Origin of the sequence: Polynucleobacter sp. UB-Raua-W9 (assembly GCF_018687435.1) — a bacterium.
GTDB lineage: Bacteria > Pseudomonadota > Gammaproteobacteria > Burkholderiales > Burkholderiaceae > Polynucleobacter.
Map to the genome: position 1 here is coordinate 590,748 of NZ_CP061290.1, position 12,695 is coordinate 603,442.

At 45.0% G+C, this 12,695-nt stretch carries 15 protein-coding genes; 6 read left to right on the forward strand and 9 right to left on the reverse strand.

All coding sequences use genetic code 11. The features are described 5' to 3' along the window. The first annotated feature begins 5 nt into the window (after positions 1-5). Together AOC07_RS03105 and AOC07_RS03110 are read left to right on the forward strand one after the other, a co-directional pair. Entirely contained in the window at positions 6-518 is a 513-nt protein-coding gene (locus tag AOC07_RS03105) for an ion channel (protein WP_215293932.1), read from the forward strand. Between the two features lie 3 nt (positions 519-521). After that, a complete protein-coding gene (locus AOC07_RS03110) occupies positions 522-1,739 on the forward strand; it encodes an aminoacetone oxidase family FAD-binding enzyme (RefSeq protein ID WP_215358125.1) in 1,218 nt (405 codons plus the stop codon). Positions 1,740-1,745: 6 nt separating this feature from the next. Here the strand turns inward: AOC07_RS03110 and AOC07_RS03115 are convergent, their stop codons facing one another. Continuing rightward, on the reverse strand, positions 1,746-2,507 hold the full coding sequence (locus AOC07_RS03115) for a TerC family protein (RefSeq protein WP_215293934.1): 762 nt from the start codon (positions 2,505-2,507) through the stop codon (positions 1,746-1,748). A 102-nt stretch (positions 2,508-2,609) separates the two neighbouring features. After that, positions 2,610-2,999 (reverse strand): group II truncated hemoglobin, encoded by a 390-nt coding sequence (locus AOC07_RS03120; RefSeq protein WP_215293935.1) that lies wholly within the window; start codon positions 2,997-2,999, stop codon positions 2,610-2,612. Between the two features lie 105 nt (positions 3,000-3,104). On the opposite strand from AOC07_RS03120, the gene AOC07_RS03125 reads away from it, so the two are divergent. Further along, a complete protein-coding gene (locus AOC07_RS03125; protein ID WP_215293936.1) occupies positions 3,105-3,644 on the forward strand; it encodes a phasin family protein in 540 nt (179 codons plus the stop codon). A 75-nt stretch (positions 3,645-3,719) separates the two neighbouring features. On the opposite strand, the gene AOC07_RS03130 is transcribed toward AOC07_RS03125, so the two are convergent. After that, positions 3,720-3,923, reverse strand: coding sequence for a TIGR02450 family Trp-rich protein (locus tag AOC07_RS03130; protein WP_215358126.1), 204 nt, complete (start codon positions 3,921-3,923; stop codon positions 3,720-3,722). Positions 3,924-4,403: 480 nt separating this feature from the next. On the opposite strand from AOC07_RS03130, the gene AOC07_RS03135 reads away from it, so the two are divergent. Further along, positions 4,404-5,453, forward strand: a complete 1,050-nt coding sequence (locus AOC07_RS03135) for a fumarylacetoacetate hydrolase family protein (RefSeq protein ID WP_215293946.1) — start codon at positions 4,404-4,406, stop codon at positions 5,451-5,453. A gap of 24 nt (positions 5,454-5,477) precedes the next feature. Here AOC07_RS03135 and AOC07_RS03140 read toward each other — a convergent pair whose 3' ends face one another. Together AOC07_RS03140 and AOC07_RS03145 are read right to left on the reverse strand one after the other, a co-directional pair. Continuing rightward, the gene (locus AOC07_RS03140) at positions 5,478-7,064 is read right to left on the reverse strand and encodes a rhodanese-like domain-containing protein (RefSeq protein WP_215358127.1); all 1,587 of its coding nucleotides are present in this window, start codon (positions 7,062-7,064) and stop codon (positions 5,478-5,480) included. A 32-nt stretch (positions 7,065-7,096) separates the two neighbouring features. Then, positions 7,097-8,080 carry a Bug family tripartite tricarboxylate transporter substrate binding protein gene (locus AOC07_RS03145; protein WP_371816726.1) on the reverse strand — a complete coding sequence of 328 codons (984 nt, stop codon included), beginning with the start codon at positions 8,078-8,080 and terminating at the stop codon, positions 7,097-7,099. 151 nt (positions 8,081-8,231) lie between these two features. On the opposite strand from AOC07_RS03145, the gene AOC07_RS03150 reads away from it, so the two are divergent. Further along, positions 8,232-8,420 (forward strand): hypothetical protein, encoded by a 189-nt coding sequence (locus tag AOC07_RS03150; RefSeq protein ID WP_011903187.1) that lies wholly within the window; start codon positions 8,232-8,234, stop codon positions 8,418-8,420. 120 nt (positions 8,421-8,540) lie between these two features. Here the strand turns inward: AOC07_RS03150 and selD are convergent, their stop codons facing one another. The 4 genes from selD to AOC07_RS03170 form a co-directional block, all read right to left on the reverse strand. Further along, the gene (selD, locus tag AOC07_RS03155) at positions 8,541-9,602 is read right to left on the reverse strand and encodes a selenide, water dikinase SelD (protein WP_215358128.1); all 1,062 of its coding nucleotides are present in this window, start codon (positions 9,600-9,602) and stop codon (positions 8,541-8,543) included. A gap of 26 nt (positions 9,603-9,628) precedes the next feature. Then, the gene (locus tag AOC07_RS03160; RefSeq protein WP_215294287.1) at positions 9,629-10,912 is read right to left on the reverse strand and encodes a DEAD/DEAH box helicase; all 1,284 of its coding nucleotides are present in this window, start codon (positions 10,910-10,912) and stop codon (positions 9,629-9,631) included. Positions 10,913-11,018: 106 nt separating this feature from the next. After that, positions 11,019-11,453: a YbgC/FadM family acyl-CoA thioesterase gene (locus AOC07_RS03165; protein WP_215358129.1), complete on the reverse strand. Its 435-nt coding sequence runs from the start codon at positions 11,451-11,453 to the stop codon at positions 11,019-11,021. Between the two features lie 16 nt (positions 11,454-11,469). Further along, a complete protein-coding gene (locus AOC07_RS03170; protein ID WP_215358130.1) occupies positions 11,470-11,916 on the reverse strand; it encodes a GNAT family N-acetyltransferase in 447 nt (148 codons plus the stop codon). 146 nt (positions 11,917-12,062) lie between these two features. Between AOC07_RS03170 and AOC07_RS03175 the strand changes: the two genes are divergently transcribed. Further along, complete coding sequence (locus AOC07_RS03175) at positions 12,063-12,644, forward strand: hypothetical protein (protein ID WP_251369679.1); 582 nt, start codon at positions 12,063-12,065, stop codon at positions 12,642-12,644. The last annotated feature ends 51 nt before the right edge of the window (positions 12,645-12,695 follow it).

Below are 12,695 nucleotides of genomic sequence, written 5' to 3' on the forward strand. Positions count from 1 at the left end.
CTATCATGACACCACAAGACGCCAGCATCGCCACCTCTCTAGATCTCCCCAGCTACTTTCTGGGTACCATCATGCTTTTGCTGGTGATGATCTTCCATGGCCTAATCGTGCTGCAAATTGCTAAGCGGTATGAAGTTAAATCTTTTTTATATTTAGCGGAAAAGAAATACTCTGAGGTTACGCTATGCTTTTATATTAGTGTTTTCTGTTTATTTCTAACGCATATCGCTGAAATTATTCTTTGGGGTATTGCGCTTTATGCCTTAAAGCTGCTCCCCAACTTAGGTCAAAGTATTTTATTTAGTGGTAGCACCTACACAGCCATGGGGTTTATGGAAGACATCTTGCCTGACGGCTGGAAAATGTTGGCAGTAATTATCGCCTTCTCCGGAATGTTTGCTTTTGCTTGGACTGCTTCAGTGATGATCTCCATGACGAAAAATTTTCGCCAGGCCTATACCAAGCGCCACATGGAAAAACTGAATATTGCCTCCGAAATTATTGATCGATTTAAATAGAGCATGACTAAGACATGGGATGCCGTCATTATTGGCGGTGGTGCAGCCGGCTTATTTTGTGCCGGTGTTGCTGGTCAGTTAGGCAAAAAAGTTTTAGTCCTCGATCACGCTGCGGTATTGGGCGAAAAGATTCGCATTAGTGGGGGCGGGCGTTGTAACTTCACTAACTTACACAGCAGTCCGGCTAATTTTCTCTCGCTCAATCCCCATTTTGTAAAAAGTGCGCTTGCTAAATACCCATCAAAAGAATTTATTAAGTTAGTGGGTTCCTATGAGATTGCCTATCATGAGAAACATCAAGGGCAGCTTTTTTGTGATGACTCAGCCAAGCAAATTATTGACATGCTGATGTCAGAGTGCGCTAAGGGTAAGGCCACTATTCGCAATCCCGTTTCGGTCGAATCGATCGTTCAGCAAGAATCAGCTTGGGTAGTCCATACAAACACAGGTATTGAAAAAACCAAAGCAGTCGTCATGGCGACGGGTGGCCTGCCGGTGCCTGCAATTGGTGCCACTGCTTATTCTTTGGATATTGCAAAACAATGTGGGTTGAATGTAATTGACCCAAGGCCTGCATTGGTCCCTCTATCATTTACTGCTGACACCTTCGGCAATCTGAATGATCTCGCTGGTTTAAGCGTTCCCGTCAGAATTGCATCCGGCTCAAAAGGTCGGCGTTATGGCGCATGTCGATTCAACGAGGATTTACTCTTGACGCATAAAGGTTTATCAGGCCCAGCAGTTTTGCAGGCAAGTAGCTATTGGGTAGAAGGCGAGCCAATTCACATTGACTGGCTCGGTGCGGTTGAGGTACCTGGAGCATTTAATTGTGATGAGCTTTTTAACGATGAGGATAATCGCTTGAAACTCACAGAGACAATTTTGTCTTCTGTTTTGCCCCAGCGTTTGGCTAAAGCATTTACTGAACAGAAAAACATGGGCGGTCGTAAATGGACTGAAGTGTCTAAAAAAGATCGTCAAGCGCTTAAAGAGTTGCTTACCAATTGGGCTGTGAAGCCTGCTGGAACCTTGGGCTGGAAGAAGGCCGAGGTAATGCTCGGCGGTGTTGATACCAAAGATCTAGATGGGCAGACCATGATGTCACGCAATCATGCAGGATTATTTTTTATCGGTGAGTGCGTTGATGTTACTGGCCATTTGGGTGGCCATAACTTCCAATGGGCTTGGGCTAGCGGCTTTGCTTGCGCCCAAGCGCTTTAATACACCTCAATCTTTGTTCTTTTTCTTCTTTTCTCGAGAGCGAATATTGAGCAGCTCAACGGAGAGTGAGAAGCCCATTGCAACATATACGTAGCCTTTGGGAATATGAACGCCCATACCCTCAGCAATCAGCACTACACCAACGACGGTTAAAAATGATAGGGCAAGTACTTTAATTGAGGGGTGGCGATGGACAAAATCACCAATTGGTTTTGCGGCAATCAGCATTATTAAGACTGAAGCAAGTACTGCGGCAATCATGACGCTGATTTCATCAACCATACCAACAGCAGTAATCACGCTATCAAGCGAGAAGATGATATCCAGCAGGCCAATTTGCAGGACTGAACCAACAAATAAAGCAAACATTGATTTATTGGCGTTTTGACTATTTGGATTACTAGGATCATCACCATGTTCGCCAACTTCTACTTCAACATAGATCTCCTTGGATGCCTTCCAAATTAAGAAGAAGCCACCTAGCAATAAAATCAGATCCCTGCCGCTGATTGCATGATCATTAAAGCTAAGGAGTGGGTTGGTAAGGCCCATTACCCATGACAAGCTGAGCAATAACAGAATGCGGGTGATTAAAGCAAAAATTAAACCAAAACGCCGTACCTTTTCCCGGATCTCTAGGGGCAACCTATTCGCAATGACGCTGATAAAAATAATATTGTCTATGCCTAGAATAATTTCTAGCGCTGAAAGTGTTAAAAATGCCACCCATGCATTAGGGTCGCTAATCAGTTGCAAGAGACTTTCCATTATTTTTTATTTTCAGAGTGAACTTGGGCTTAGTTTATCTAAGTCAAATCAAATGGTAATAATGACGCTTAAGCCCACAAAAGCGATGAGGTCATCTGTGCCTTAATTGGCTTGATTTCTCATCCAATCGGCGGTATTAAAAAAAGATTCCTCAAGTTGCTTAGCGGCATTACCTTCTATATTGCAGTCTTCAAGCGCTTGATACATGCAGGCAAGCCATTGATTGCGCTCTTTGAGTCCAATTTTGAATGGTAAATGTTTAGCTCTCAGCATAGGGTGGCCATATTTTGGTGAGTAGATATCGGGGCCACCCATCCAGCCGGTCAGAAAGAATTTAAGCTTTTCACGGGAGCCGGAGAGATCTTGGGGGTGCATGGCACGCAAGTCGGAAAACTCTGGCTCTAGGGCCATTAAATCGTAAAAGCGGTCTACGAGCTCATCGACCTTATCAATGCCGCCTATTAGCTCATAAATGCTCTGCCTATCAGTCATATTGGCATTTTAATGCTTTAAATTAGGGGAAATTGGCAGTTTGCTAATTTCGGTATAGAGTTAATATAAAGATTTCATAAACACCTTCTTTATAGGAGCTTAAAAATGGATGCAAAAGAATTGCAAAATTGGCAACGAGAGAAAGCTAAAGAGCTGTTTGATTACTCACATACCCTATTAGAAGCCGCCAAGAAACTGAGCGAGCACCATCTTGCTGAGGTTGAGTGGGGCATGAAAAATGCTTTAGATAGTGCAAAGTCTGCCGCAAAGAACGACTTAGCAAAACTAAAGGACTTGCAGGAAGAGGCTGCTAAAGAGGCTGCTAAACGCGCTACGGCCTATCAGAAGAAGGTCAAATCGGTGCTGAAAGATCTTGGCGACAGTGCTGCCGATGAAACCGAGAAGCATCTTGAAAAAGTGCGCGCCTCCTTAGTTACTTGGCTTGAAGATGCTGAGAATAAATTGCCAGCGCATGCAGAGAAGTTATCCAAGGTAGTTCATGAAATGTCCACCACTGGTCAGAACATGTTTAAAGAAGGGCGCCGTATTGTGAATGAGGTTGCGGATACTGCAGAAAAAAATATCGATGAGTTGGTGAAGAAATCCTCGGGATCCAAAAAACCAGCGGATAAGAAGTCTGATTAGTATTGCGTTTGAATATTGAGCACTATCCAGAGCCGCCTCACATCCTGAGGCGGTTTTTTATTGCCAGCCCTGTATCTAGAGCTCACTATTCGTCAGATCTCGCCAAGAAATCAGCGAAACTTTTTTCGTATAGACCGCTTCAATTTCAACGAATTCAATTTTTTCATTTGGAGGCTCTGGCAGAATTACCTTACTCACTAAAAAATGCTTTTGTTTGGCAATTGGTTTAACGGCTGTCCATTTGCTCAGCAAAAGTTTCTTAGGGCTTACTTGGTTCATGACTTCAAAGTGCACTGCATTGATAATCTTGCTCTTGGCCGATGAGCACGCCTGTAGAGGGGGTGAATGTGTAAGTTGATGCTTGGGTGAGTCCGGGACATTGTTGATCAAAGTAGCTTTGGTTGCCAAGACTACCGCAATAGTTTAGCTTCAGATCCTTAAATTCCATTTGGGCTTTTCTAAGCACCATGGGAACTTTCATCTCTGTCATTGAGTTGCAAGTCCAGCTGGTATAAGTTTCTCGCTCGCAGGCCGATAAGCAGAGGAGGGTGATGGTCAGGAGGATCAGCCGATTGAGGGGAAGGTGCATGGGTCTAGGATAGCTAATATTTCAAAGGCCCGCTGATGTAACTGTAAAAAGCACCCCAAAATTCCCCAAGATTTTTGATTTGGTATTACTATTTACGTCAGATTGCTTAATTAAATAACTAATTAAACAACCAATAAAAATAGATATTAAAAATCTTTAAAGGAGACCTTGTGGATACAAATCGGAGAGACGCTCTTAAGTTGGGCGCTACCGCAGCTGTTAGTGGTATGTTCATTTCAAGTGCCATGGCTGCCCCTGGCGACCATCAAACTATTGTGGTTCAGCCAATGACTGGCAAAGCCGGCCTACGTATTGCTAATTATTTACCGAAGATGGGCGCAAGCTCGCGATTGGGTCTAGTGACAAATGATGGTCTCGTGGTGGATATCGCTACGGAAGCAAAGCGCCAGAAGATTGAGCTCTCTTTTGATCCAACCTCCATGATTTCTTTAGCAGCCTCTGGTAATCGTGGCTTGGTAGAGTTGGCAACTATTTTCAAAAACCGTGGCTCGAATTTAGTTAGCGTGAACAATGTAGTTTTTCTATCACCAATTCCTAAGCCGCAAAGCAATATTTATTGCGTGGGCTGGAACTATTTAGACCATTTTGAAGAAGGTTTAAAGCACCGCGCTGATACTTCTGTAAAAGAGTACCCAAAAGTGCCTGTACTCTTTACTAAAGGTACGCAAACGATGAATGGTCCTTTTGATCCCATTCCTTATGATGGCAGCTACTCCACTATGATCGACTGGGAGGCGGAGTTGGCGGTTGTGATCGGCAAGAAGGGCAAAAACATAACCGAAGAAAATGCTATGGATTATGTTTTCGGCTACTCAGCCTATAACGATACGACTGCACGCGATGTTCAGCAAAAGCGTCACTCAGGTCAGTGGTTTAAAGGTAAGAGCTTGGATGGGCACGGACCAATGGGGCCATGGATTGTGACTGCTGGTGGCGTCAATTTAGAAGATACCCGCATTATTTGTCGTGTAAACGGCGTTGAAAAGCAAAACGCAAGTTACAAGCAAATGTATTTCAAGATCCCAGTAATCATTTCCGAGCTCTCTCGCAGCCTTACATTGTTACCAGGCGACATTATTGCGACGGGAACTCCTTCTGGAGTTGGTGCCGGAAGAACTCCTCAAGAGTTCCTGAAGCCAGGAGATGTCATGGAAACAGACATTACTGGTGTTGGCATCATCCGCAACAAGATTGCGTAAGCAATTGACCTTACAAAGCAGGGATTAGAGAACCCAGAAGTGATGGGTTCCATCCTTGCCTAGTTGCTCTACTAAGCCAAATTCCCAGTCTAAGTAAGCCTGCATGGCCGCAGGATCTGCGCTGGTACCCTCATAGGGGCGCTTGTAACGATCTAAGGGTGGCGAGGCAAGGCGACTAGGCCCTTTTTCAAGCTCAAGACCGGCGGCAGCCCAAGCCGCATTGCCCCCCTGCAGCACTAATACTTCTGCCTTCTTGAGGGATTGCAGCTCTTGTGCAACAAATATACTTAATTCAGTTGGTGTGCTAGTCAGTACATAGCGATCCACTTGCGGAATTTTCTTGAGCGCGTTCTCTAGTTGTGAGCGTAATGCATACCAGCTACCAGGAATATGTCCCTTCACATAATTGGCGTGGGTACTGAAATCTACGGCAATCGTATTGCTATCAGTCTTAAGCCACCGAGAGAGCGTATCAGCATCTACAAATTGAACTTGAGGAAGCGTAGGTAAGGGCGCCTTCCAGATTCCCTGTTCAGTGAGGTCGGATGCCTGAATGTCATCCACTACATAAACATCCCAGGCCATCTGCGCTAACCAAGATGCTGGCATATTGGCTCTGACGCTGCTGCTGGGGTCGACCAAGACAATGCGGGCCCCACGGACTGGTGCAAGCATTTCAGTTTCTTGGACTAGTTGGCCGCCTGGTGCAGAACGAAAGCCTGGAAGATGGCCCACTTCATATTCTTCAGGAGTTCGGGTATCAAAAAAATAAGTCGTGCGCTCAGACTGAGATTTCCATCGCTCAATTTCAGCAAGGCTAGTGCGTTTAACTTTTGCTCTATCGGCAACGCTGCGAGCGCGACCCGATGCTTCGCTTGCCGTGCTCTCACTCACTTCTTTAAATCTACGACTCTGACCTTTATCTAACTCTTGCCCGGCAAGAGTCCAGCCAATGGTGCCATTACGCAGCGCATTGACTTCATTTGGAATGCCTGCATTAATCAAGGATTGGGTGCCAATAATGCTGCGTGTTCTACCGGCACAGTTCACAATAATTTTGGTTTTTGGGTTTGGTGCTAGCTCGGGGACACGTAGTACTAGCTCAGCTCCTGGTACGCTGATGCCGCTGGGAATGCTCATCGTGTTGTACTCATCAAAGCGACGCACATCAACCACCACTATATCTTCTTGATCATCTAGAAGTTTTTTCACTTCTTGGGCAGACAGAGAGGGGGTGTGGCGTTTAGATTCAACGAGCTCTCCAAAAGATTTACTAGGTACGTTCACATCCCGAAATAATTCACCACCGGCTGATTTCCAAGCCTGAATCCCACCCTCGAAGATAGAGACATCGACATAGCCAAGAGTGATTAATCGCTGCGCCGCTAACTTAGCATCACCTTCACCATCATCAAGTGTCACGATAGGAACATTTTTTCTGGGTAGCTTGCCGTATGCATCTATCTCAATACGAGAGAGTGGTAGATTGGCGGCAAATAAAGGATGTTCTTGTGCGTGTGGATCTTCCTCGCGCACATCTAAAAAAGCAATTTCTTCTTTATTCAACAGTTTATTGCGAACAAACGCGTAGTTTTTAGTTGGAATACCCATATATTTTCTGATTCAGTTTCGTTGGTATAAATTTAGTCTAACTTGGCGCCGGATTTTTTGACCACTTCACTCCAACGCACAATCTCTTGGTTAATGTAGTTTACTAATTCAGGGCGCGTCATTTTGGGAACGCTTGCGCCTAATGTAGCCCAACGTTCTTTGATCTCTGGCGAGGCCAGAGCGATTTGTACTTCCGCACTCATCTTGTCGAGAATATCTTTGGATGTTCCCTTAATTCCCCACAAGGCATACCAGCTAAATACTACGAAATTGTTGATCCCTAGCTCTTGTGCAGTGGGTACATTTGGAAATGCTTCGCTACGTTTATTGCTGGCTACTGCAACAGCAATGAGCTGACCACTCCGGATAAAAGGGGCTGCACCTGCCAGGGTATCAAACATCATATCCACTTGTCCGGCAACTAGGTCTTGAAGGGCAGGGCCAGTTCCACGATAAGGAATATGGGTAATAAATAATTTGTTTTGCATCTTGAATAACTCACCAGTTAAGTGCTGTGAAGTGCCATTACCGGTAGATGCATAGTTATATTTTCCTGGGTTTTTGCGGATTTCTTCAATGATCGATTTCAAATCATTTTTAGGAAATTTTGTTGGATTAACAACGATGACATGGGGAACGCTGCCAATAATAGCGATTGGTTCAAAGTCCTTTGTGATGTCGTAAGGTAGGTTGATATACATACTTGGTGCAATAGAGTGATGTACTGCACCAAGAAGCCAGGTATAGCCGTCCGGGGCCATTTTTGCTGCAGCTGCAGCACCTACGGTGCCGCCTGCACCCCCGCGGTTGTCGACCAGGATAGAGTCATTGAGCTGACCAGAGAGCTGCTTGGCTAATGGGCGTCCAAAAGCATCGACGGCCCCGCCAGGCGGAAAGGGGTTAATGAACGTGATTGGCTTAGTAGAGGACGGCCAAGGGTTAGATTGGGCACCAGCAGACAGGGAGAGCCCAGCAGCTACAAGCAAAAGCAGGATATTTTTGAGCATTTTGATCATTTCTCGCCTAATTTCTGTAATTAAAACATTTTGGCTGAAGTGCTGTTTCTAAGCGTTATCCCTGATGAAAGTGGCCATTTCCTGCTGTTTTTATGGGGATATACTGACTTCGTTGTTGGTATGAATATTTATTTGATTAATGGGAGACAAGATGTCACAACACGATACATTGTTGGCTGCTTTTGAAGCATATAAAGCTGAAAACGAAAAATTCATTGAAAAAGGTATTAAGGCATCTGCAGCACGCGCTCGTAAAGCTTTGCAAGAAATTGCTGGTGCATGCAAAGAGCGTCGTAAGGAAATTACTGCTACAAAAGAGGCGATGGAAGCTAAGAAGTAAGTCGCAAGCAAATTCATCTGCAAGCCTAGTCTAAAAAACTAGGCTTCTTTTTTTGTAGATTAGCAATTCAAACAGCTTCATGCTGAAAGGTATGGACCTACTGGATTAATCTATTTTTCTTCAGGACACTGCTAAAAGTTTGTCTTGCCGCTTACTCATTTGACCAATAACCCGAGCACCTAAAAAATGGTGTTGATTAAAGATATCTAAAACTTCCTTAACGCAATCTGGGCTACAAGAAACCAGCAGACCACCACTCGTTTGGGGGTCAGTTAATAAAGCAAGTTGCGCTGGAGTGAAGTCTTTAGGAAGCCTTACATCAGATCCATAGCTTTGCCAATTTCGATTGGAAGCCCCAGTAATAATTCCATCATCAGCTAGGGCTTGCACATTAGAAAGCAGGGGTACTTGACTCCAGTCAATATGAGCCGTGCAATTGGAGCCCCGGGCTAGTTCGAGCATATGACCAGCCAATCCAAAGCCAGTGACATCCGTTAGTGCATGAACACCTGCAAGCTTTGCCAAATCAGGGCCTGCGATATTGAGCTTGGTGGTGTTAGAAATCATTTCGCGATAGCCATCAGGCCCTAGTAAATCTTTTTTCAAGGCTGCCGACAAAATGCCTACGCCCAGTGGCTTACCCAATATTAAGATGTCCCCAGGTTTTGCGCTCGCATTACTTTTCACGTGTTTTGGATCAACGATACCAATCGCAACCAAACCATAAATTGGTTCAACTGAATCTATCGTATGACCGCCGGCAATAGGAATGCCAGCGCTACGGCAGGCTTCAGCCCCGCCTTCCAAAATTCGGGCGATCGTCTTATTGGATAAAACTTCAATTGGCATGCCTACCAAGGCAAGTGCAAATAGGGGTGTAGCACCCATTGCGTAGATATCGCTGATGGCATTGGTGGCGGCAATTTTTCCGAAGTCAAATGGATCATCCACAATCGGCATGAAGAAATCAGTCGTTGCAACAATTGCTTGCGACTCACTAATTTGATAAACAGCAGCATCATCTGAGGTCTCAATGCCAATCAGCAACTCTTTTGGGAAGGGCAGTTGTGGAACTTGCTTGAGAATTTCAGAAAGAACGCCAGGCGCAATTTTGCAACCGCAACCACCACCATGAGATAGGGAGGTGAGGCGGGGTTCGGTGGCTGTCGTATCTTGAGTCATGAAAATATTTTATATCTGAGGCGGATTTATCTATTAAAGCTTCTTTTGGGCGGGCTTGAGCGCTTAGCTGGAGCTTTGCTAGCCCCACCGGTATTGCTTGAGCCTGCAGCCTTGGGCTTTCTAGATTGCTGATGTTGTTGGCTGCGCAACTGAATGGGTTGAGCAACGGCGTTGGGATCTGGCTCAAAACCGGCAATGACTTCTTGCGGCAGTTTTTGTTTGATGAGTTTTTCGATATCTCTGAGCATTTGGTGTTCATCAACGCAAACCAAAGAAACTGCAACACCATTTGATCCTGCACGTCCGGTTCGTCCAATGCGATGTACATAATCTTCAGAAACGTTAGGCAAGTCATAGTTCACTACGTGAGGTAGTTGGTCGATATCAATGCCGCGAGCAGCAATATCCGTGGCAACTAAAGCGGTTAACTTACCAGCCTTGAAATCTGCCAATGCTTTTGTTCTGGCGGATTGACTCTTGTTGCCATGAATAGCCATGCTAGTAATACCATCTTTTTCTAGTTGAGTGACAAGTTTGTTAGCGCCATGCTTAGTGCGAGTAAAAACGAGGACCTGTTTCCAGTCATTCGTTTTAATCAAGTGTGCTAACAGGGGGTGCTTCTTGGTTCTATCAACCGGATGAATCAACTGTGCAATGGCTTCATTCGTGCTATTGCTACGCGCAACTTCAATCAGGGCGGGTGAGTTTAATAAGCCATCTGCGAGTGCTTTAATTTCAGCGGAGAAAGTGGCCGAGAATAGAAGATTCTGGCGTTGCTTAGGCAGAGCAGCTAGGATCTTTTTGATATCTCGCAAGAAGCCCATATCGAGCATGCGATCAGCTTCATCTAGAACCAGAATTTCAATATCATTGAGTGAGACGCATTTTTGTGACATCAAATCGAGTAAGCGGCCCGGTGTGGCAACCAAAATATCTAAGCCGCTAGCAATCGCTTTAATTTGCGGGTTGGCACCGACACCACCAAAGATGACGGTGGACTTCAAGCCAGTGTATTTGCCATACGTGACAACCGACTCTTGAACTTGGGCTGCTAACTCGCGAGTGGGAGTCAGAATGAGTACACGTAAGAGGCGTTTGCCAGAATTGGCCTTTGAACTGCTAAGGCGCTGCAAAATCGGGAGTGTGAAACCAGCGGTTTTACCGGTACCTGTTTGTGCGGCGGCTAAAAGATCCCCGCCTTTCAGTACTGCCGGAATCGACTTCGCTTGAATCGGTGTGGGGCTGGTGTAGCCTTCTTCTGCGATAGCGCGAAGAATGGGTTCGGATAAACCGAGGTCTGTAAATAACATAAGGGCCAATAAAGTATTGACCCGTATTCAATTAAAAGACTATCCCGGTCAATGGGGTGAGCTGCCACGCTAAAGCGTTTGCAGTAAGAGCCTCTATTTTAAAGCATCAGGCCTCATTAGCCAAAAAGAGCCAATCAGGTAAGGCTTTAGGCTTCAGAGTGCTAGTGTCTACGCAAACAATATGCAAAGTAGCGCTCGCGATGACTTGCATCTCTTGAGTATCATTACCCTGAATTTTTCTTTGTGCATTTTGTTTTACGACAACCTGTGTACGGCCACGATGTTCAATCACTTGATCAATATATAAAAGATCATCTAAGCGACCTGGCTTGTAGAAATGCATGGAGAGTTCTCGGACGGGAAGCAGGATCCCAAATTCATTGATGAGTTTTGTTGGGGTCAGGTCACGCTGCGCCAACCATTCTGCACGACTGCGCTCAAAGATTTCAAGGTAGCGGCCGTGGTAAACAAAGCCAGCAGCATCGGTATCGGAGTAGCACACACGATGGATGTATGGAAATTGGGAGTGAGCAGTGGTCATAAACAGTGAATGGTTATTAAATAGTATTTACTAATGAGAGCATCATATTACGATGGGCAATCCCTGCTTCGTCATAGATGGCTCCTTCTGGGAGAAATCCGAGCTTTGCATAAAAAGGAATTGCAGATACCTGAGCATGTAGTGTCAAAACAGAAATTTCTTCTGCTTTGGCTTGGCCAATGAAATTGATCAATATTGCTTTGCCAATACCCTGATTGCGGAAAGCGCTTAAGACGGCCATACGCCCAATTTGTGCGTGATTGCTATCCACCATGACTAAACGCCCAGTGCCTACACACAAAGGGCCTTGATAGGCTAGAGCATGTTTAGCAAGAGGGTCAAATTGATCAAGCTCCATATCCAATGGAACCCCTTGTTCCTCGATGAATACTTGCCTGCGTATGAGGTAAGCATCTTGGGATGCCTCCTGCCAAGGTTTGATAAAAATTTCTAAGGTATTCAACGGGTTTGCTAATTAATAGTAAGTTTTAGTAGGGTTATTGGCTTAATTTACCAAATAAGCTCAGGAAACTACATATGTCGTGGTTACAATGATTTGGAGCTCTAATTCGGACTCAATCCCACCTACTTACTTGCCTAGGAGTTATTTTGAAAAAATCTTTACTTGCTGGTTTATTCGCCGCAGTTGGACTTGCTTTTGCAGGCTCTTCTTTCGCTCAGGCGCCTGCAAAAATGCTGCCATTAGCGGCTGAAGTCATTGTTCTTACTGCTACCGTTGATTCTGTTGATGTAAAGAAGCGCATTGTTGTGCTCAAAGATGCAAATGGTAATTTAGCGCAAATGAACGTTGCTAAATCAATCAATGATTTGGATAAAGTTAAAAAAGGTGATGTTTTTGTAGTTGAGCATGCACAAGCGATTGCTGTTGGCTTAACAGCTGTTACTAAAGATGCTAAGCCAGGTGTTTCTGGTGTTCGCTCTGTAACAGTAGCAGGCAAGGGCTCTGCTAAGCCATTTGAAGAAACTACCGATACCATTTATGCAACTGTAAAGATTTCAACAATCGATGCAAAAACCCGTATCGTTACTTTTACACTTCCAAGTGGTGAAAAGCAAAAGGTTAAGGTTGACCCAGCTGTTTTGGGTCTTGAGAAATTCAAAGCTGGTGACGACGTCATGGTTGAATTTGTTGACGATACAGCCATTGGCTTCGTAACACCTAAGAAGTAATCAAGCATCTCTGGCTAGGCGCCAGAAGCTAGTAGAAAGCCCGCATCTGCG

What these genes read in the sequence shown, in the direction of transcription:
- AOC07_RS03145 (WP_371816726.1), bottom strand. Translation starts at nt 8,080, where the DNA reads ATGATCAAAATGCTCAAAAATATCCTGCTTTTGCTTGTAGCTGCTGGG.
- AOC07_RS03120 (WP_215293935.1), bottom strand. Translation starts at nt 2,999, where the DNA reads ATGACTGATAGGCAGAGCATTTATGAGCTAATAGGCGGCATTGATAAG.
- selD (WP_215358128.1), bottom strand. Translation starts at nt 9,602, where the DNA reads ATGACTCAAGATACGACAGCCACCGAACCCCGCCTCACCTCCCTATCT.
- AOC07_RS03110 (WP_215358125.1), top strand. Translation starts at nt 522, where the DNA reads ATGACTAAGACATGGGATGCCGTCATTATTGGCGGTGGTGCAGCCGGC.
- AOC07_RS03165 (WP_215358129.1), bottom strand. Translation starts at nt 11,453, where the DNA reads ATGACCACTGCTCACTCCCAATTTCCATACATCCATCGTGTGTGCTAC.
- AOC07_RS03115 (WP_215293934.1), bottom strand. Translation starts at nt 2,507, where the DNA reads ATGGAAAGTCTCTTGCAACTGATTAGCGACCCTAATGCATGGGTGGCA.
- AOC07_RS03105 (WP_215293932.1), top strand. Translation starts at nt 6, where the DNA reads ATGACACCACAAGACGCCAGCATCGCCACCTCTCTAGATCTCCCCAGC.
- AOC07_RS03130 (WP_215358126.1), bottom strand. Translation starts at nt 3,923, where the DNA reads ATGAACCAAGTAAGCCCTAAGAAACTTTTGCTGAGCAAATGGACAGCC.
- AOC07_RS03160 (WP_215294287.1), bottom strand. Translation starts at nt 10,912, where the DNA reads ATGTTATTTACAGACCTCGGTTTATCCGAACCCATTCTTCGCGCTATC.
- AOC07_RS03125 (WP_215293936.1), top strand. Translation starts at nt 3,105, where the DNA reads ATGGATGCAAAAGAATTGCAAAATTGGCAACGAGAGAAAGCTAAAGAG.
- AOC07_RS03140 (WP_215358127.1), bottom strand. Translation starts at nt 7,064, where the DNA reads ATGGGTATTCCAACTAAAAACTACGCGTTTGTTCGCAATAAACTGTTG.
- AOC07_RS03150 (WP_011903187.1), top strand. Translation starts at nt 8,232, where the DNA reads ATGTCACAACACGATACATTGTTGGCTGCTTTTGAAGCATATAAAGCT.